Annotated in this window: 14 protein-coding genes and 1 pseudogene; 7 read left to right on the forward strand and 8 right to left on the reverse strand. The window is 59.5% G+C overall.

The annotated features are described in order from the left end of the window. The first annotated feature begins 214 nt into the window (after nt 1–214). The gene (locus BMF89_RS05550; RefSeq protein ID WP_139359557.1) at nt 215–1669 is read left to right on the forward strand and encodes a DNA cytosine methyltransferase; all 1455 of its coding nucleotides are present in this window, start codon (nt 215–217) and stop codon (nt 1667–1669) included. Between the two features lie 185 nt (nt 1670–1854). Here the strand turns inward: BMF89_RS05550 and BMF89_RS05555 are convergent, their stop codons facing one another. The 7 genes from BMF89_RS05555 to BMF89_RS05585 form a co-directional block, all read right to left on the reverse strand. After that, a complete protein-coding gene (locus BMF89_RS05555) occupies nt 1855–2670 on the reverse strand; it encodes a hypothetical protein (RefSeq protein WP_078106083.1) in 816 nt (271 codons plus the stop codon). 1 nt (nt 2671) lies between these two features. Continuing rightward, a complete protein-coding gene (locus BMF89_RS05560) occupies nt 2672–3511 on the reverse strand; it encodes a hypothetical protein (RefSeq protein WP_139359558.1) in 840 nt (279 codons plus the stop codon). A 31-nt stretch (nt 3512–3542) separates the two neighbouring features. Further along, nucleotides 3543–5378: a hypothetical protein gene (locus BMF89_RS21545; RefSeq protein WP_139359559.1), complete on the reverse strand. Its 1836-nt coding sequence runs from the start codon at nt 5376–5378 to the stop codon at nt 3543–3545. After that, nucleotides 5378–6370, reverse strand: coding sequence for a PD-(D/E)XK motif protein (locus BMF89_RS05570; protein ID WP_078106086.1), 993 nt, complete (start codon nt 6368–6370; stop codon nt 5378–5380). The genes BMF89_RS21545 and BMF89_RS05570 overlap by 1 nt, the downstream gene beginning before the upstream one ends. Continuing rightward, complete coding sequence (locus BMF89_RS05575) at nt 6367–9054, reverse strand: Z1 domain-containing protein (protein ID WP_078106087.1); 2688 nt, start codon at nt 9052–9054, stop codon at nt 6367–6369. Before BMF89_RS05575 ends, BMF89_RS05570 begins: the two co-directional genes overlap by 4 nt. A 165-nt stretch (nt 9055–9219) precedes the next feature. Further along, complete coding sequence (locus BMF89_RS05580) at nt 9220–9723, reverse strand: hypothetical protein (RefSeq protein WP_139359560.1); 504 nt, start codon at nt 9721–9723, stop codon at nt 9220–9222. 246 nt (nt 9724–9969) lie between these two features. After that, the gene (locus tag BMF89_RS05585) at nt 9970–10635 is read right to left on the reverse strand and encodes an NUDIX hydrolase (RefSeq protein ID WP_253190719.1); all 666 of its coding nucleotides are present in this window, start codon (nt 10633–10635) and stop codon (nt 9970–9972) included. Between the two features lie 93 nt (nt 10636–10728). On the opposite strand from BMF89_RS05585, the gene BMF89_RS05590 reads away from it, so the two are divergent. The 4 genes from BMF89_RS05590 to BMF89_RS05605 all read left to right on the forward strand — a co-directional run bounded on the left by BMF89_RS05590 (nt 10729) and on the right by BMF89_RS05605 (nt 17104). Beyond that, entirely contained in the window at nt 10729–11682 is a 954-nt protein-coding gene (locus tag BMF89_RS05590; protein ID WP_078106090.1) for a DUF6569 family protein, read from the forward strand. Further along, on the forward strand, nt 11679–14240 hold the full coding sequence (locus BMF89_RS05595) for an ADP-ribosylglycohydrolase family protein (RefSeq protein ID WP_078106091.1): 2562 nt from the start codon (nt 11679–11681) through the stop codon (nt 14238–14240). The genes BMF89_RS05590 and BMF89_RS05595 overlap by 4 nt, the downstream gene beginning before the upstream one ends. Nucleotides 14241–14249: 9 nt before the next feature. Beyond that, complete coding sequence (locus BMF89_RS05600; protein WP_139359561.1) at nt 14250–15284, forward strand: hypothetical protein; 1035 nt, start codon at nt 14250–14252, stop codon at nt 15282–15284. A gap of 134 nt (nt 15285–15418) precedes the next feature. Continuing rightward, a complete protein-coding gene (locus BMF89_RS05605) occupies nt 15419–17104 on the forward strand; it encodes an NERD domain-containing protein (protein ID WP_078106093.1) in 1686 nt (561 codons plus the stop codon). Nucleotides 17105–17168: 64 nt separating this feature from the next. Here BMF89_RS05605 and BMF89_RS05610 read toward each other — a convergent pair. Beyond that, a pseudogene (locus tag BMF89_RS05610) lies at nt 17169–18103 on the reverse strand (2-hydroxyacid dehydrogenase). Nucleotides 18104–18320: 217 nt separating this feature from the next. On the opposite strand from BMF89_RS05610, the gene BMF89_RS05615 reads away from it, so the two are divergent. Next, on the forward strand, nt 18321–18884 hold the full coding sequence (locus BMF89_RS05615) for a hypothetical protein (protein WP_078106094.1): 564 nt from the start codon (nt 18321–18323) through the stop codon (nt 18882–18884). 128 nt (nt 18885–19012) lie between these two features. Then, nucleotides 19013–19987, forward strand: coding sequence for an aldo/keto reductase (locus BMF89_RS05620; RefSeq protein ID WP_078106095.1), 975 nt, complete (start codon nt 19013–19015; stop codon nt 19985–19987). Nucleotides 19988–20956 lie beyond the last annotated feature (969 nt).

Genomic DNA, 20956 nt, shown 5'->3' on the forward strand with positions numbered 1-20956 from the left:
GCGATTGGTTCTAATCCCTAGCCCCTGTGGTTGGTCAACGCAATTTGCTTGTTGGGAGCCCTTGGCAGCCAAGCACCAAGCAGGTGATCTCTCATCGGCTGACCGATCCCCCACCATGCAGCAGCCGGTGCCTCTTCGGAGAGCATCGCAGAATTGATGGTTAAGATGTCTGTCTCACCTGGTATCCTGGAGTGTCAGATATCAAGGGGTTCATGTGTTTCCAGTAATTGATCTCTTCGCCGGGCCGGGCGGCCTAAATGAAGGATTCTCAAGCGTCAAGGACGAGCGGGGCGACTTCGTCTTCAAAACGTTGGCGTCTTTTGAGATGGATAGTCTTGCCTGCCAGACGCTCAGGCTACGAGCGACGTACCGGGAGCTAGTTCGATCCGGAGGGGATCTGCAGCCCTACTTCGACTACATCCAGGGCAAGAATACGTGGCAGTCCACTCTCACGGGTGATTTCAGGGAAGCCTATCTAGCCGCGAAGTCCCACGTCTACCAGGTTGAGCTTGGTGAGAAAAATCGCCCTGAGGTGGACAACTTCATCGAACGGCAGCTCGGGCCGGAGAATCGACGAGGTCATTGGGCGCTAATCGGCGGGCCCCCGTGCCAGGCATATTCCCTTGCCGGGCGGTCCCGCAGGACTGGAGACGAGGCGTTCGCATCAGACCACAAGCATTTCCTCTACCGCGAGTACCTCCACATCCTGGGCAAGTTCAAGCCAACGATTTTCGTTATGGAGAACGTCAAAGGGCTTCTCTCGTCGAAAAATGGCGACAGCAGCATGTTCCAAACCATACTGAGCGACCTCAAGCGGCTCCCCGGTGGTGCGAGCTACGAAATCCGTTCATTGGTGGTGGAAGCAGATCCCAAGGACTTAGACCCGTCCGACTTCATTATCCGTTCCGAAGAATATGGTGTGCCGCAGAAGCGACACCGCGTGATTCTGCTCGGGGTTCGAAGTGACGTCGCCGCCATCATTCCTCGACTCGTTCTCGACAAAGCCGACGGGCCAGTTACGGTCCGCGCAGCCTTGCAGACGATGCCCAGCATTCGAGCACAGACCTCGGGCAGGAAACCGAAGGTCGATCAAGACTGGCGCGCCGTTCAGGCTGATGCGTTAAGCCATGTACGGACGATAGATGTAGCGTCGAAGCCGGAACCAGTAAAGGCAGGAGTTCTGGCAGTGGATTCCTACGAATCGTGGATCCTAGATGACAGGTTAACGGTACCCGTGCATCACGAGCCCCGCGCACACATGGTTTCTGACTTGGCGCGGTATCGCGTGATGGCAGAGCTTGCGGAGCGCTTGGGAAAAAGCCCGAAGTACATCGACTTACCGGCAAAGCTCCATCCCGAGCACCGAAATGTCGGCAAAGTAGGAACTCCCTTTACAGACCGCTTTAGGGTGCAGGTTTGGGACGCACCCGCCACGACAGTTGTCTCGCACATCTCCAAGGACGGGCACTACTATATTCACCCGGATCCGGAACAGAACCGCAGCTTCACGGTGCGGGAAGCCGCGCGTCTCCAGTCCTTCCCCGACAACTACTTCTTCGAGGGGGCCAGAACGCAGCAATTTCACCAAGTGGGGAACGCCGTCCCACCCCTGCTGTCTAGGCAGATCGGTGATGTTGTAGCCGACATGCTGGGGGCTCTTATGGACTGAAGGCTCGGAATCCGCTCGCATTAGCGGAGGCGTCAAGACTAAGAAGTCTGGCGGACAGACGGTCGGTCGGGAATCCCGATCTCCCGCCCGTCACTCGGTCGACAATGCTTAGTTCGGTGCGGCTTCAGACTCCGCGCCCAGTTGGCGCCATGGTTCCCCAGAAAATCGGCCCATCCGTATGAAATTCACTCCTCCGCTTCGCTTGATGCCTCCGTGGGGGCCTCCGGCACAGAGATACCCAATGCCATGGCGGACTCAAGGAACAGCGATGTGACGAATTCGTCAATTTGCTCCGGCGTCATAACGAAAACGGATTGGACCGCCATCTTGCGGAGGAGCCGTTTCGTGGCATCTCGGAAGAGTTCCATACGCCGACCAGTGTTCGATTCCGAGGAAAACGTTAACAAACGCGCACCCATCGCGCGGGATAGAAGCGGGTAACCGCCGATGCGCGGCTTTTCCAACAGGTTGACGACCTCATCTTCACCCAGCTTGCGCGCAAGTTCGGGACCAAGGAGATGAACCCTCCACCATAGCCGACCGATAGTTGTCCTGGTTATGTCGAACAGGCGATCCTCAGAGATGATCCATTTCTTGGTTTGAGTGTGGAATCGTCCATACCTCCAAAGGACAACATCCGGCACAACCGCCGTGTTGATGAAATTCCAAACATCAATCGACGATGCATCGGCGGGCATGATGGCCATCTGGGCATGAACCTCTGGCCCGACGGATCGATCGAATTCAACTAAGACTTTGCTGCTCACCGTTGATGGAAACCCAGATTCCTCCGCAATACCCATAATTTTCTGTCGGAGGCCTAGTAACTCTTCAGCACCAGCACGCTGCCGTGCGAGAGGGTAGTACTGAGCCTGAACTGTACTGAGATCTAGGGAAGCGCGGATCTCCGCCATACTCTGTCCGCGGAGCACCTCCCAAGATTGTGCAGCCTCGTAAAGCGGCATCCGGGGATAGCAGAGCAACGATTGAAGTTCGGCCATTCTAGTTAGCACCAACTTTCGATTGGAGCTCTGCTTCAACGCGGCCAGGATCCTCGCGGTACCGTTGCCGGACCTGATCAAGGGATTCGCCTAGGAGCCGGACCACGCCGCTTAGGACGTACCCGAGAGATTCCTCCGGATATTGAGTTTGCAAGCTCAGTTCGTCATGGGTAAGTGCTTCGCGAAGCAGTTGGCGCATGAAGTCCAGTTCAAGAAACCGCAACCACGTCTCGGATTCCGGGGATTCGGAATCATCGAGCATTCGGGAAATAAAAGGATTGTCTGCGTTGAGCCATAACCAAATGGCGGCCGAGGCGTTGGCTGCCAAATCACGAGTTGTCAGCCGAAGCCACCAAAGTGAGGTGCTCGAACCCGCTATGCCGTGATCGGCAAAACTCACAGGGAGCATAGGAAGACGAGGGGCCGTGCCCTCCAAGACAATCTTTCGGTCGAAACGGAACACTGTGTTTCCAAGCCTCTTCGGCGCAAAGGGACTTTCCACGGCATGACCGACAGTAAGCACCGAAATCTGAAGTTCCAGGGAAACTGTGCCAGAAATCTGATCCGCCGGAACGGTCAGGTAGATCTGCTGGCGCCCACCACGAACATCGAGAACCTCAGAAGTCATAATCAGAGGCGTACCCGACGAGCGGGCGATAATGAGAGCTCCTAAACGTGCGCTTGGCGACAGTCGGAGTCGTTGTAGGGAAGCTTTGAGATCCAGCTGATAAGAGCACTTAATGAAGATGTCGTCGTAATAAGTCCAGTCCTCCGCCACGGCCTCGCCATCTTCCAGAGTTGTCTCACCAACAGAAACCTCCCATGACAAAGTTGTTGACACATCCTCAATTGGCAACGTGAGGTGCCCGAGGCTAACTCCTCGCAATTTCAAGCTCCTCCACAGTGGCGGTAACGCGGATTGCCGCATCGGCAGGCTGAGTGAAAACGGCCGTGATCTCATCTTCGCTCGGCACCGCCACCGTCAACACGTCTTCGGAGGACAGCAGGCCATTCGGAAACATCCACCCGATGAAACGGGGCATTTCAGCGTCGGCTGGGCTGGCCGATTCATTCCCTCCCGACTCCGTCACAACGCGAGCCGCAACACGGACTGCCACCGCGTTTCCTGGGCGCCCCCCACTCACGACGAAAGGGAACCGAGCCACTATCTCGCCGTCCACTAGATCCAAAGACGATTCGGCTAGTTGACGGATCGATGCCTTTCTCGGGCGCTTTGCACCTTGGCCCTCCACCGAGCCCGCTGCTTGCTGTTCTGCGCCATTGCCTGAGAAACCGGAAAGCAGGCTGCCCAGCGCAGCCGACACTCGAGCAGCACCCTTGGAGGCAACTCCAGTGCCAGCTTTGGCACCTTGGATCGAAAGCGCCCGAAAAGTCTCCCGAATTTTGTCCAGTGCAATCCTAACGGGGTTCGGTGAATTCTTTGCCGCGGCGGTCTGCTGATATACCCAATCGTCATGCGTCACTGGTTCCGATTCGGCGAATTTTTCATTCATGTCAGGTGTCGAAATGAATACTCCAAATATCGGCACCCCACTTGGCTGGGCCGAAACGGGTAGATACTTCACCACCATCCTCGGATCCCGAAGAAGGGCAACGGAGTTCTCAAGTTCGGATCCGGTCGCAACGGGATTGTGGCTGATACGATGCGTTAGTAGCCCCATACTTCGTTTTGGTTTCTGGCTTCGAATCGCCGTGAACGTGGTCTGCCAATTGCTTTCATAGCTAGGATCGATGATCCGTTTTCGGCCCTCTATGTATGCCGAAGCAAACTCACGATAGACCGGATGGTTCAGCGGTTCGGGACTAGGGATTGAGTTGCTGTCCGCAGTGAACTCAAACCGAATGTTCGGTCCCTTCCCCATATCGATGGCGTGTGGCCAAGCCCATTTCAAGGCGGCATCCGCAATAGCTGATACTCGATCACGGCCACTTCTGACCCCAACGAAGTCTGGTGCGACAACCATTATGCTCGTTCCGGTATCGTCGACCGCCGGAATACGCATGCCCAGACTTTCGGCTAGCCCCCGGGCGCTGGGACCGGTAAGTGGATCTACGATCCCATCCGGTCCGGGCACACCCCACCAATTCCGGCCAGTGTACCGACGATCCTCGTCATCGTAGTCGCCATCCCCTCCTGACACCCCAATCAAGCGGGGCTCAACCGATCCGTTATGTCGCGCCTGAGAGTAGATAAGACAAAGGCCAACCTGGCTGGCCCTGTACAGTACACCTTTGCCAAGCCCGTAGGTTCCGCCCTCCAGGCCCTTGGCGGTCGAACGGCCAAGATTCCGGACGAAATCGACGAAGTCCCGCCGCTCACCCGACGTCCCGGAAACATCCGCCCGAATAGGACCTCCCAAGCCACGTGTTCCTGAATCCGAAATTACTAGGACTCGTATTCGGCGATCGAAAATATGTTTGTGCAGATCGGTAGATTTGCAATGGCTGGGCAGTTTGCGAAAAACTTTTTCGGTCAAAATGCGAGTTTGTTCTATCGACATTTCATACTCGTCCACGGAAAATGAAATCTTTCCATTCTTTTCGGTTCGCGCATCCCAACTGTTCTGGAGAGACTCGCGGAGCACAAGATCCCAAAGCCCTAGTGAAGTACGCCCGATGGCGTTGTCCGCAGAACGCGCATCCAAGCCCCCATCCGCACCGTATTGCTGCCTGTACAGCGACAACATTAGTTTCGCCTGTCGTTCGCAATCGAGACCCTGGACAGATCGAGGTCGATCTCCTCCATATGGCCCAAGTCAATGGAGTAAGAAATGTTTCCAAGCCGCTCGATTGTGCCGGACGGAAGCAACGTTTCTGCCGTAATCCGCGGGAAATTTGCGTCAACGAAATACGACTTCTCGGACAGTATCGTAAATCTCAATCCTTCGTATGCAGACGAGTCCGCATCCAAATATTGGGCGCCGCTTAGCACTGTTAGAAGCTCAAGTCTGGAAACACCGAGTGCGATCAGCTCCCTGATCTTGCCGGGGACGGATGTGCCGTTTGGCGAGCGCTCAAGTTGGAGGGCTCGAAGGTAGAGTCCGCCCTGATCCGGTGCCGCCAGCTGACGACCACCATGGATGGTAACCACCATGTTGTTGTGATTGGTTGTGGCCTTGACTTCAATAGAGCAGTCCGCAAGCACGAAATCGTGACGGTTGCCTTTCGGCCCTTGCCAAGCCGATAAAGCCAGAGGTCCGTGAGATCCTACAAGCTCATGAAGAACTGTGAGCTCGGCCATGATGCCTGCCAACTGCGCGGCCCCCAAAAGGTTTCCGCGTTCGGCCTCAAAGAGATTTCTCCACCGGTCTATAGTCGTCGATACTGCGTTCGATGCCTTACCCGGGTCCAGTTCTATGGCGTCCAGAACGTCGTCCGCTAATAGCCCGAACTGGTGCTGCAGCTTCCGGTCGATGCAGCGGAGAATCACAAAGGGGAGTTGAACACCATCAACAGCGAGCTCGAGTGTCTGAAGGGACAACGACTTACTGGCCCAGTCGAGCGGACCGCCGTTTGGGGTCCCCACTGGGACGAGCACTGCGGGTCGACCGTCGGAGTCCACGGCACAAAGCACCTCGCCGTGCGCCGCAGATATGCCAGATTTCCGGGAATGGAAGCTTCCAGCAGTGGAGGTATCCTTGGCTAGAAAATCAAAGACCGAACTCGACGACTCTCTCACGCTTTCACCAGCTCGTCTTCGACAGCCTTCGCTTCGTCCAACTTATCGGCTGCCTCGAGTTCTTCTTCGAGCGCTTCGAGATATTCGGCGTCTACCTTGGCGGCGACATAGTCGACCACTGATCGAGGATTTCGTGACTCGGGGAACATGAAGCAGAGCCCAATCACGTCAGCCGCAGCGAACAGCGGAACCCGGCGGTTCTCTACTGGTTCCAGCGCGGATTTATCCAGGCCGGGATCAGATTCCCTGGCGATTGGATAGATGCACAGTAGACCCGTTCGATCCGTCGTCTGCCGCAGTTGACGGAACTGCAGCAACTGGCGATCCGTGATCTTGTCCGTGGACTTTAGGTTCAGTGATTTCCGGATGAAGTCCAAACCGACGCCAAGATCTGCAACGCGGTCAGACGTGGATGCAACTGCCTTTAGATTGGCCGTCCCGTCCTCGCTTGGGATATACATCTTCTTGCGGCGAAGGAGCCGGACTTTCCCAACGAGCCCAAGATCCAGCTCCTCCTCACCGTTGAGGGGCTCCATCAGCACAACGTCCCAGCGTTTCAAATCACCTTCGGCACGTTCCTTTTCGATGTAACGGCGGATCGCGTCCTTGTCGATGGATTTCGCCGCGTCATGGACCTTGTAGCTATTTAGGAAGTCAAGAATCTCGTCAGCCGAAACGTCCCGGAATCCGCGTCGAGACGCTTCAAGTTCGTTTTCCTCATGGCCTTCGCTGATCAGACGTTCAAACAGGTCTTTGGTTGCCATGATGTTGCCTTCCAGCCAGTCGCTGTCGTCTTCGTTGAACATGATTGTCTGGACACGACGTCCCGAATAACTGACTTGCGCTTTGACTGCGGAACGCATTTTCGCAGCCGACGTCACTGACATTTGGGGATGTGTTCGGATCTTGACAGGTAATTCTGCCGGCGTCTTACCCTCCGCTTCGTAGACCTGGATCTCCTCGCGAATCTCGGCTTCAACGATGGACAGCATGAGGAACCAGCTCTTCAGCTCAGAACTCATCCAGATGCGGATCAGATCTTCGTAACCCACTCGGTATCCAAACCAGCGTCCCATCTGGAGCAAGGTGTCGTACGCCGATGAAGCACGGACGAAGTAGCTCGAGGTGAGACCTTCGAGCGTGAGCCCACGGGACAGCGTGTTGCCACCGATGACGATCGCTGTCTGCGGGTGCTCCTTGTCGTACTCCAATCGGTCGTTTGACTGATAGTTATCCACGATCACTTTCGTGCCACGGGCTGTCTCAAGCAGGTGGGGCAGCAGGTCGTCGAATGCAATGGGCTGATTTCCAAAGGAATCGGCCTTCACACGAACCGATTCGGACTCCCAAAGATCTCGGAATACGTCGAGAGCCGCAGGTGTCTCATTGACCAGCTCCGCCCTAAGCCCGTCCAAATGATCGACGACCGCTTCCGCAGTCTTCTCATGCGCGCCAGCCAACATCGAGGTGTGGATAAGCATTGAAGAATGAGCAACTCTACGGGCGCGGAGGCGCCGGGCAGCCGTGGCCAGCAGGAACCACCGAATTGCCGCGTCCATTGCATCGGGCACCTCAGGAGACCATTGTTCGAGAAGTGTCTTGTTCCGTGGCGGACGAACGGAGTCAACTTCCAGATCGGAAATCAAACGGACTACATCCAAGCCATCATCCACCGAATCTTCGAGGCTCTCCGCTTCCAATTGACCAAATATCCGTTCCGCCCCAAAATAGTTATCGGGGCGAGGAAGGTCCACGATGAAGTCTCGTGGGTACAGGTCATGTTCTACACTCGGATCGATAAGCAAATTGGCGAAGGGCGTAGCCGTATATGCGATGTATGCGGCCTTTGGGTTGGCCAAAAGATCGCGGATGAGTCCATTAATAGTCGACTGACGCTTTGTTCCTACGTCAATGGACGCCTGGTCAGCCTCGTCGTCAATGATCAGAATCGGGCAACTTTGACGCGTAGTCGCAGATGCGGTTTTGATCCACTTGTGGAGTCGCCGGAGTCTGGCGGGATTCTTCTTCACAACAGCAATTGATCGCATCGACGCATTGCTGAGAATGGCATCCGCAGGCGTCGTCATGCTGAAGTCCATGTCGACGGAAGTCAACGGGTTCCAGATTGAATTGCAGGGTTTGATCAAGTAGTCGTTGATCCTGTCCTGCGTTTGCGTACGCAGGTTTTCGGTCGTTCCGGTGAGAACAATGATGAGTCGGTACCCGACGTCAGCTGCTTTCGCGACGACGGACATGAAGTTCGTCGTCTTGCCGCTCTGAACGTACCCCAGCACAAGGCCCCTAGTATTGATGGACTCTTTGCCCGGAGGACTCCCTAAACCGATTACCTTGGAGGACGCCGCGTCCACGCCTTCAACTGCGGTCTCAGGAAGTTCCTGCAGTAACCTGGCTTTGAGCGTGGGCCAAACAACATCGTCATGTCGAGGACCGGAGTACCAGAAGCCAACTTTCCGGTGCTTGTCCGCCAAGAAACCCGGATCCGGGATCTCCTTTATGAGATTAAGCCGTTTCTCATAGAACACGCGTGCTGCATGCACAAGTCCGTCCGGCACATATGTCAAGGCTGCCTGAGCCCCTTGAAGTGTCTTGCCGCCTGCCACCAAGGTTGCAAGCGTCTCAGCCATCGTTTCGACATCGCTGTCGGAGTACTCTGGTGCCCCCATGAATCTCTCATTTCATATGTGATTTATCAAACTCTTGTCAGATGTTAGCGTCAGTCAGCGACGGAATCCCAACGCCTCGCTGGCTTGCGCCCCAGCTCTAACCCAACTAGCGGGGGTTCACGGCGCTCCTCCGGGCTGATGTTGCAATCTGACGGTTGCGCAGCTTCACGGCAGTAGACCGCTGAGGACGTCTAACACCAGTGGATATAGGCGTCCATTGAGCTCACGGTACCTAAAATGAAGATCCACTAATCGACCATCAATCTCCAACCAACCGAAGTTGTCGAGCCGCGCTACGGGTTGGCCGGCGCGCCGCAGCGCCCAGCGTGTGTCTTCCCAATCGCGCAGCCGCTCGCGGGTCGCTACAGACGCCGGATCGAGCGGGCCTCCGCGGGACTCACTTGTCGACCACTCGACACGATCGCCTAACGTGAGCTCCAACATGGAAGCAACCAAGCGATAGCCCAGCGCCCTGGGAGTGGTCGCCGGCGATTTCTCGGCGCGATGGATCCCTTGAGATTCTTCGAGCGCAATCGCAACCGCCCTAGCGCTTGGCATCCCGAATGCTCTGTCCCACGACATCTGGAAATCCCCACCAATGCCACCCGTGAACCCCAAACCACAGCGGCGCGCCTGGTACTCCAGGCCGCTTGCGTTGGTCAAAGTCAACGCGTCAGCTTGAGCCGCAGAGCCCCCAGCACCTGTCAGACCAATGAACAGACTGCGGTCGCGCCGGCTCAGCTCACTTGCCACGCGCCAGGCGAGTGCATTGATTTGGCGATATCGGAGCGTCCCGAGTTCTGTGTAAATGATTGCCTCCCCCTGGACCCGCGTCTCGAGGCCCTGTTTCAGTTCACACCATTCTGCGTGCGAAGGACTGGCTTTGGAACAAACGCCTCGCCTGAGCGGACAGGTTCACTCCCGCACCCACAACCGCGAAGGCCTTCCCCGCGTCCCGTCCGACATCTGCCCAGTCCCCTCAAGCTTCGGCTCCATGAACCGCCGGAACGTGTCCCGCATCAATGTCTCCCCCGCCACCGCTTCATGCAGCGTTCGCAAGTCACGCAGTGTGAACGGCTCATCCAACAATGCACCCGGATCCGGCATCTCCGCATAAGCGGCCCGCATCCATTCCACGGCCTTCGCCACGATGTCCGTATGACCGTATGGCAACCCAGCCACGACCCTAGGTTCGTCCGTCACCGAAGCCAGCCTGACGCCGTCGGACTTGAGCGCCTCCCCCAGCGCCGCCAACGGAACCACATCAACGTGCGCCACAGAGAGCACCCAGCCGCGGTCGTCCCGAGCAGGGTCGTCGAAAACGTGCAGCTGCCGCGGAACGCGGCCTGAGATACCGGCCTTCTCGCGGAGGCACCGCAGCACCGCGTCATTCAGCCGCTCGCGCTCGCGAAGGAAGGTGCCCGGCAGCGCCCACTCGCCTGCCCGGTCTCCCTGGTCCCGCCGGACAAGGAGCACACAAACACTGCCCGCCGCCACCGTCAGCACCGCCGCGTCCACCGCAACCGACGGCCGGGGGTAGTCGAGCAGGGAGAGTCCGGAGCTGTCTTTGGAATCCTTCACAGAACCATTTATCGCAGGGTTGCGCAAAAGAAGCAAGCGGCGCATACTGATTTCAGTTAGCGCAGATTTGCGATAAATCATCAGGAGGTTCCCATGAGGGTTCAACAGCTTCACGTCGGCGTCGGCAGCACGCTCGGCCCGCTGACCATCTTTCCCGTCTGGACGGCAGGCCCCGGACAGCTGGGCATCAGCACCGGCACCCATGCGGACATCGTCGTGACAGAACTCGCCAGCGGAGCCCAAGTGGGCAAGCTGACGGTCACCAACAACGGCCCCAGGCCCGCGCTTCTCCTGGAAGGTGAGCTGCTCGAGGGCGGCCAGCAGCACCGGACCTGCGCCCGCGACGTCGTCCTCGGAGCAGGCGAGACCCGCGACATCGACACCTACTGCGTGGAGGCCGGCCGCTGGCAAGCAGGCGAGACCAACCACCGCCGCCAGGGCCGGCGCGCTCCCCTGAACGTCAGGGCGGAGCTCGTTTCCCGCACGGAGGAACGCGGCGGCGCTGGCCCGCAGGACCGCATCTGGGAGCGGGTCCGTCGCTTCGACGCGGCCCGCGGCCCGTCGGCGACGAGTTCCCTGCTGGACCACCTCGACGCCCACCGTGCTAATCGGCGTTTCGACGTCGCCGATGCCCCGAACCCAATTGAAGGCCAACGCGGAGTGGTGATCGGGCTGGGACGTCAGCCACTTCTGCTTGAGGTCTTCGGCACGCACACACTGTTCCGCAGGCACTACCGCCAACTGGTCGAATCCGCTCTCCTGGACGTCGAGCTGCTCCCGCTGCACCTCCGGGGCGCGGGGGCCATGCCAGGTGAGCGGGCTCGAGACTTCGCAGCAGCAGTGCAGGCAATGAACTTCGGAACGTTCGACGACGGCCTGGCTGCCGTCGAGATCCGGCAGCACGGCGCCCTACGCAGCCGCAACGTCGGCGGGCGGACCGGACCGCTCGAAGGGGCCGGCATCGCCGTCGCACTCCCCGACCGCCAGCCCGAACTGGCACACCTAACCGGATGGAACACCAGGCACCCCCTGATGGAGATCGCATGAGACTGAACCCATTGCAGAATGACCGCGCCGCCGGAGTCCTGGTCGCCATGGCCGCGGGAGACGCGCTCGGCGCAGGCTACGAATTCGGTGCTCCGCTTCCCGACGGCGCCGAGGTAACCATGAAAGGTGGCGGTCCATTCGGCTTCGCGCCGTCGGAGTGGACCGACGACACGTCCATGGCCATCCCGATCGCGCAGGCATTGCTCGAGTCTTCTTCCGCCGCGGGTTCGGGTTCGCCAGCCGTCCTGACCATGATTGTGAGGGCATGGGCCGCTTGGGCCACGGACGCAAAGGACGTGGGCGCACAGACCAGCTCGGTCATTGCGGCGGCGCGCCGGCTCGCTTCGGCGGCTGGCCGGGACAAGGTCCACGCCGCCGATTTCACTGCCGCGGCCGCGGACTTCCACTCCCGTACCGGCCGCAGCGCGGGCAACGGATCCCTCATGCGAACCGCACCGCTGGCCCTCGCCTACCTGGACCGGGACCCGGCTTCCTTGATGGCTGAGGCGGCAGTGGTCAGCGCGCTGACCCATACCGATCCGAACGCACAGGAAGCCTGCGGGCTCTGGTGCGTCGCCATCCGGAAAGCCGTTCTGACCGGAGAGCTCGATGTCCGGGCCGGCCTGCCTCTGCTGCCTCCCGGGCGGGCGGCCGTCTGGCTCGAGCGCATCGAAGGGGCCGAACGGTCCCGACCGCGGGACTTCGAACACAACGGCTGGGTGGTGGAAGCACTCCAAGGAGCCTGGAGCGCCATCCACTTTGCTGGACTGTCAGCGTCCGGTCCGGCGCATCTGCGGGCGTCTTTGGAGGAGGCCGTCCGTGGCGGGCGCGACACGGACACCGTGGCCGCAATCGCCGGCGGCCTTTTGGGAGCTGCGCACGGTTACACCGCGGTGCCCTTCGAATGGCGGCGGAGCCTGCACGGCTGGCCAGGGTTGCACGCCCGCGACCTCATGACCCTCGGCATGGAGCTCGCCCGCGGCGAGGGCCGCCGCGATCACGTCTGGCCCCGCGCCGCGCATCAGGACTACAGCATGTGGGGCCGCACCGATGTGCTGGTCCAACACCCGCACGACGACGGCGTGTGGCTGGGCGGGATCGGATCCCTTGCGCGGGTTGCGGAGCTCGGAATCGATGCCGTTGTGTCGCTGTGCAGGCTGGGCGTGGAGGACGTGCCGGATGTCCCGTCCTGTGATCAAGCGACCTTCTGGGTCGTGGATTCTGCGGAGGCCGGCGACAACGGCCAACCGGGTTTCGTGCTGAGAGAGGCCGCTGCCGCCGTCGAACTCTTCCGGTCCGAAGGCAAAACGGTGCTGCTGCATTGCGTGCGGGCAGAGTCTCGGACCCCGACGGTGGCGGCTCTTTATGGGGCGACGGTCGCCGGCATCGATCCGCTACGAGCGCTGGAGGACATCCGGCGCGTGTTGCCGGCGGCCCAGCCGAACCAGTTGTTTCTGAAGTTGCTTGTCAAAACCAACCCGGGGCACCCACCGCGGCAACTAATCCTACCTAGCAGTTGCGAAATATTGTCCGAACCTACTGATAAGAATGTGACCATGACAACTACTCCTGAACTCAGTCGGGAGCAGCGCGACACCGCGATGGTGGAACGCTACTCAGACGGCGAGACCCTGGACTCTATCGGCCAGAGCTTCGGTATCACCCGCGAGCGGGTCCGGCAGATCATTTCGAAGGTCGGTGGCACGAACGCCGAGCAGTCGCGGCGGAACCGAATTGCGGCGAAGGAAGCTTCAGTGAGGGCCGCCCATCAAGAGTTTCTGCTGATTTACGGCGAAACTGCCCGGCAGATGGCCAAGCGTGGAGTAACCCGGCCGGACGCCGTGATGAAGCTACAGGCCCTGTACCCGGCAATCGACGTCGATCTTGCCGAGGAGGCTTTGAAAGCATCCACGATTGTTTTCGACAAGTACCAAGCCGAGGACATCTTCTCGAAGGAGGCGCTCGCCGCCGGGGTCTGGTATCTGCTCGGCGCAGAGTTGGGCCTTGCCCCGGCTCCCGAATGGGCGGCGGTTAACCTCGACCTGTCACTCATAAGGGAACTTCGGGCAGCGCTCGAATCTGCCGAGGCCACCCCAAGTGACGTTGCCACGATCCTCGGTGTCGTTGGTGCTGCCCAGAGGCGCCTTACCGAGCAGCCAGAGGCTAGCATTACGGGCAAACGCTATGACGAGCTCCGGGACGAACTCGTGATTGCGCTTGGTCTGGTTTCAAGGCAGGGTGCATTTCCTTGGCCTCCCACGCGTCAGACCGTCATGAAGCGGTTCGGTGGATGGAACGAAGCGCTCGAGGCTATGGGCATCGGGACCACCAAGCAAGGGCGCACCAAGGGACTGCTGAAGTTCACTCGGGAAGAATACGACGACGCCGTTCGGGACTTCTGTTTCACGTCCACTCTCGCCGGAACTAAGGCAACATACGCAGCCTACGACGAATGGGTCAAGCAGGAAGTTGCCGCGGGCCGGCCGAGGCCAGTGGGAGCTTCGGTGCGAAACATCTACGGAACGTGGACGGATGCTCTCCGCGCTGTTCAAGATTAGGTGGCCAAGTTGGAGGAAATAGAGTCTTCGCTTGATGAGGTACCTGCTGATCCGCGCAAAACAACCGGGCAAGCCGTGCGATCATTTTTGGCCGGTGATCCCTTGCTGACAATTGCTTCTGCGGCGAACCTAAGAAGCTACAAGACTCTGGATCTCCTTAGTTCTCGCGTCGCCGATCGTGCCGAAGCAGAGCGGACAAGGTCCTTGAGGATGCGCTGTAACTCGACCTCCAAGGCTTTGCTGAATGAAGAGCGACTCATTGGCAGGCTCAAGAACTCCGGAATAGCTCCCTCCGAGATCCCTATTGTTTTGGTCGCGCTCGGAAAACAACTCGACATCGACATCGCCGTGGCGCTGCTCCGAAAACCAGGAATGCTTGCGGATGCATCGCTGAGGCACGATCTGGATGCCCCTCCGGCAAAAGTCACGTTCAGCGGTGCTGAGTACCGTGAAGCGGCAGCGGCATTCATGAACGACTACCACCACTTTGGGTCGCCAAAAGATGTCGCAAGCTACGACAGCTGGGTAATTGCCGAAACCTGGGCTCGCCGTGAGCGACCGTCTGTCATCGCAATCCGAAGGTACTTTGGGGCTTGGGAGTCCGTGATCGGTGCCGTTCAGCCTCCGGAAATCGAGGGCGAGTTCGATGGCATTGTCAGGGCTCTCAAAGACGCTCACGTCGTTCAGGAACGTTGGGCAAGAGCAGGCGAACAAGTAAGCGAAGTTCTTGCAAACATGCAATGGAATTCGTTCCTGAGCATTGACTACGGTGACAACGCCGACGGACCGAACCGACCCTACGCCCAGGCCAGCCTGAGCGCGGACGGTGTTTGGTGCGAAATTGTGTCGGCGGAGTTTCTGCCAGGAGAACAATGGCCCATCGACGCCGACTACCTCCTTCGAAATGGCTGGTCGCCGCCGGACGAGAATGTTCCAAATTGGTACTTGCAAGCAGTTCCGCCTCTTGAGGCAGGACACCAAATACTTGAAGGCCTGAGATACGGCAGGCAGTGCGATGATGCCGAGAAGATCCGTTTGGCATAAGCGGGGGATTATTTTCGCGGGGAATCCGGGCTTGACGAGACGCGTTGGTGTCGCTTCAGCGAGGAAGCCGTCCGCTGGCTAACGTTTGGATCAGCGAAAGACAGGAAGGACGGTCAGTCAGGGTGGGAGCAGCTATGACGTGCATACCGGAGGAACCGGAATTCGGCGACGGTCAGCTGGCCGAGAAAGCTGTCTGGGACGCCCTGCAGAAGAGTCTCCCCGACGACGCAGTCCTGGCCCACTCGGTCCAGGTGCGCGACGGCCGGGCCGAGCACGAGATCGACATGCTCGTCCTCTGGCCTAATGTCGGGATAGCGGCCATCGAGGTCAAAGGCGGACAGGTTACCATTGCCAATGGGCAGTGGTATCAGTCCGATCGAAACGGAAAACACAAGATCCAGAGTCCCGTCGCGCAGTCGCAGAGCTCCCTGCACGCCTTCAAGAACTGGCTCGAGAAACAACTTGGTTCACGGCTGAGCAGCCGCTGCGCATACATGGTGAGCCTGCCCTACACGGGCGTACCCCACGACTGGGCTATGGCTGGCTGCGCCCGCTCGCTCATCCTTGACCAGACCGACAACCAGTCCCCCGCCGAACTGGTGCGGCGGGCAATAGAGAACGAAGGTGGCGGGGCCTCCCCATTGGCCCCGGCCTTCCTGGAACGCATCGTCCGTCAGCTGAGCGGAGACTTGGACACCGTCGTCGGGACCTCCCGCAATCCCAAAGAGGATGAAGACGCGCAAGACCACCTCACCGAACGTCAGGCAGTGTTGCTCCAAGCAACACGATCACTCCCTCGGATCCGGTTTACCGGTGGTGCGGGCAGCGGGAAGACCTGGCTGGCAGTGGAGAAGGCCCGCCTGCTCAGCAAACAGGGCAAGCGCGTCGGTCTCTTCTGCTACAACAAGGGCCTCGGACAATACCTGCAGGACCGGGTTTCCACTTGGCGTCAAGCCAAGCCCGTCTTCACCGGCGAATTCCACGAATACGTGCGCGGGCTTGGCGTTCCTGACGGTTCCGGGCAGGCCTACTTCGACGAGGAGATGCCGCGGCTCCTCAAAGAACTCGCGGCCGGGCTGGAGCAGCACGAGCGGCTGGACGCCGTCGTCGTCGATGAAGCGCAAGACTTTGCCCCGCTGTGGTGGGAAGCGCTGCTGGCCTGTACTAAGGACCCCGACGGCGGTGAGGTCTTCGCGTTCATGGATGACCGCCAGGACGTCTACCGCAGGTGGGGAGGCGCGACGGCGGACCTGACTCATGGGCCCACGGCAAGTTTTGTGCCCATCCACATTGATGACAACCTCCGAAACACCCGAAAGATCGCCGAAACCTTCAAGCCCTTCGCCGGAGAGCACTTCACGCCTCGCGGCAGCACGGGCTTACCCGTCAGGCTAGTGGATTGCCCCACAAACGAGGCTCTCGACGTCGCCGGAGACTGCGTAGACTCGCTCATCGCCGAGGGGTGGACCAACAACCAAATCGCGCTCCTCACCACCAAAGAGCGTCATCCGGTGCATCTCGACTTCTACGAACGCGGGGCCACCGAAGACTACTGGTGCGAATTCCACGCAGGGGAAGCTGAATTCTATGGTCATGTGCTCGGCTTCAAAGGGCTGGAACGATCCGTTGTGGTCTTATGCGTCAACGGCTTCAAGGACATGGACCGGGCGGCCGAGCAGCTCTATGTGGGATTGTCCCGGGCACGGAGCCTGCTCGTCGTGGTGGGTGACTTGGCGCTACTGGAAGAGGCGGGCGGCCGGGAGCTGAAGCTTGCCCTGGCACGTGCGGAGGCGTGGCGGCCGACGCTGAAGGACAGCTAGGGTGACGACACGCCCGAACAAGGGGCGCCGTCACCAGCCGCAACGCCAACTCCCTCTTAGCCCGCTACCCAGCCACCGCTTCCTTCCCCAGCACCACGTTCACCGGTGCCTCCCCGGCGAGCAGCAACGAGATCTGCTTCCGGATCAGCCGGACCATCCGGGGGAACATCGCCGAGCTTGCCCCGCCAACATGGGGCGTGATCAGCACACCGGGGGCCGTCCATAAAGGATGGTCGGCCGGCAATGGCTCCGGGTCCGTCACATCCAAAGCAGCGCGTAACCGCCCAGAAGACGTCTCCCGAAGTAAGGCGTTAGTGTCCACCACAGCACCCCGCGCCACGTTCACCAATAACGCTCCGTCCGGCATAGCCGCGAGGAACCGGGCATCAACCAGCCCACGGGTTTGCTCGGACAGAGGTACGCTGACCACCACGATCTCGTTCAACGGCAATTGTTCGTACAGTGAATCGATGCCGTAGATCCGGCCATGTTCATCGTCCCGTTCGCGGCTTGCCATCCGCATCACCAGCGTTTCGAACGGCAACAGCCTGGCTCCAATGGCCTTCCCCACTCCCCCGTAGCCGACCAGGAGAACCTTGCGGTCCGCCAAACTGGGGCGCTGACCGTTGGCCCATGTTCCGGACTCCTGATTACGCACAAACTCCGGAATCCCGCGCTGGCTGGCGATCATCATCCCAAGGCAAGTTCCGCCGTCGACGGCTCATGGACTCCTGCCGCGTTCGCGAAAGCGCAACCTGACGGCAAGATGTCGGCGACGCCGTCGTACCCGATCGACTGGCTCTGCACCAACCGGACCGTCACGCCATCCAGCGCCGCAAGCGCGTCTGGCCTGCCCATGTAGGGCGGCACCAGCAGGTCGAAACTGTCAGCCGGCGCTGGGCCAGTCAGGTCCCACACCACGAACTCGACGTCGGCGGAAGGTTCCAGGGCGTCCAGAAGTTTCTGATCGGGCAGACACACCCGCAGCCGGGCCGTCATTGCGCCACCATCAGATTGACGTTCGCAGCACGCAGCACGCAGCGCGGTTTCGCTCATTTCCCTTTTCCTGCTTCCCTTGGCGGTTGATTTAGCCGGACGGCACGTCGTGTTCCAACACCAATTTACTTTCCGCCGCGGTCCGGCGGCCCGTTTAGGACATCGGCACCCGTGATTCCATCTCTGGGACAACGGGCAGGACCCGGGCCTATAGTGTGGCATGACCGGGAAGCAAGCGAAGATCAAACGTCTGCTGACGATCGGCCTTGGATATGCCTTTAGCGCGGCTTTTGCTTCGATCGTCTTGCTGTCGCTCGGCTGGGAAAAACCCAACTCCCTTCCCATGTTCTTTATCATTTTGGTGGCCACATGGGTGGTTGGGTCAGCGGTAGCCGGCGTGATTAACCGACTCAGATTCAAGCATTGGCGACGGCGCGGGTGGACGGAATTCTGGATTCGTTCGCCCGAACCATTGCCCGGAGGCGTAGCCAACGGCTGGGTGCGGGGCCTGGTTTCGGTTCGCGCCCCACTTGTTGACTTCGTGACAAATGAGTCTCGGGACGGATCCTGGGTCCATCCAGCTACTTTCCTCGTGAATGGCCGAATTCCCGCGGACCGCGGGCACTTGGAACTGTCGGATTTCGCGACAGCCAACTTCGGCCCAGGTATCCGAGTGGTCTCACTCGAGACCACGTACGGGACCATCGACGTGGCCGGGTATCCCGAAGCCCTCGACCAACTCGATGCAGAACTGTTCGGCCAATCCGTAGTTAGCAGTCCGTAGCTTTTCCGCTCTCCACTCCCCACGTTGTCCCTCTTCCCCCAACCTGCCTATAGTGGCCCTACCCGCACCCCTCTCTGAGCACCGTCCTGCCGTCCAGCACGTTCTGCCACCTACAAGGAGAGAACCCCATGGAAAACCGCACGCTTGGTTCACTGACCGTTTCTGCCCTCGGCCTCGGCTGCATGGGCATGAGTGAGTTCTACGGCGAAGGGGACGACCGCGAATCCCTCGCCACCATCAGCGCCTTCCTCGACGCCGGCGGCAGCCTGTTGGATACCGCCGACATGTATGGGCCGTTCACCAACGAAAAGCTGGTGGGCAAGGCCATCGCCGGCCGTCGTGAGGACGTCGTGCTGGCCACGAAGTTCGGAAACGAACGGCGCGACGACGGCTCCTTTGTGGGTGTCAATGGCAAGCCCGAGTACGTCCGCTCCGCATGCGACGCCAGCCTGCAGCGCCTCGGTGTGGACCACATCGACCTGTACTACCAGCACAGGGTGGACAAGACCGTCCCCATCGAAGACACGGTCGGCGCCATGGCCGAACTGGTCCAGGCTGGAAAAGTCCGGCACCTGGGACTTTCCGAGGCCGCACCGGACACCATCCGCCGCGCCCACGCAGTGCATCCCATCACCGCTTTGCAGACCGAGTACTCCCTCTGGGAACGGGAACCGGAAACGAAGGTCTTCCCGGTCCTGGAGGAGCTAGGCATTGGGTTCGTTCCCTACAGTCCCCTCGGCCGAGGGTTCCTGACCGGGCAAATTCGCTCCGAGGAAGACTTTGCCGAGAATGATTTCCGTCGGCACTCCCCTAGGTTCCAAGGCGACAACTTCAAGCGCAACCTGGAACTGGTGGACCGGGTGAAAGAACTCGCCGACCAGAAGCAATGCACCCCGGGGCAGCTGGCCCTCGCCTGGCTGCTGGCACAGGGCGAGCACATCGTCCCGATCCCCGGCACCAAGAAGCGCGAACGCCTGGCAGAGAACCTGGGGGCCACCGCCGTCGTACTCTCCGAAGAGGACCTGAAGCGCCTGGACGAACTGGCCCCGGCTGGGTCGACGGCCGGAGACCGCTACCCCAACATGGCCAGCATCGACACCTAAGGCCAAGCGTCCACCGGAGTAGCGGGCTTCGCAGGGTAGAGACCACCTTTGCTTATCCGGATTGCGTCTTCGAGTGGTCCAAGGCCTCCTTGAAGGGCTCCAGACTCCGGCTTGTTGCCGGAGTCGTGGTTTTAAAGGCAGAGACTATTGTGTACGAGTCTTGAGACCAGTATTGCCAACCGGCATCGCTCAATTGGGTTTCATGCTCGGTTCTCGCGTTGAGTGAACCGTAGACGATGATTTCAAAGCTGGCGTCGTTCATTTGGCAAGTGAACGACCACCGGCCCGGGTGTCCGTTCAGATTGTAGTCCTCGAAAGACCCGCACCCGGCTTTGCCGGCAATTGCCTCAGCGATGCCCCGCCCTTCATCTACGGTGGTCGGTGTAGCCGCGACGTTCGCTGCTGCTGAACAGGCCGACAGATCCAGCGAAGCCAAAAGCCAATCGCCGCCACGCTAACGCGCCGCCTTCTTGGCATCATTGGAACCATCGCGGCCCTCCAAGGTTATTTGACCGGTTTGCGCTAGATGTGTCGCTTCGCTATTGGCGACAATTGAAGGCGCAGCCCATCATAGTATGAATGAAGCTCGCCTGATAATAGGCCTACTCGCAAAGACCAGGCATCGACCTTTTGAGAAATTCGGCGACTTCGGGGGCAATCGCGGGCTCTCTCACAAGGCTGATCATGGGTTCATACCATCGAAGAACGCAAATTGAATTGAGTTTCCCGAAAGCGATCAAATCAGAATCCGCAAGTTCAACGCCCTTGATAATTCTACTGACGGATTTGAATGAATTTGATTCCTGAATGATTAGCTCGGCATCGAAGGGTGCGATCGGCTCGCCGCTAGTCCACGCTCGCAAGGGCTCGCCAGGCCTGTAGTTGGACGACTCAATAGGGACTCGAGTTGCGCTCATTAGGTGCACCTCACTGTCTTGCTTGTTGTCATCCCAGCGATCTTGACCTCTA

This window comes from Arthrobacter sp. SRS-W-1-2016 (assembly GCF_002009585.1).
GTDB lineage: Bacteria > Actinomycetota > Actinomycetes > Actinomycetales > Micrococcaceae > Arthrobacter > Arthrobacter bambusae_A.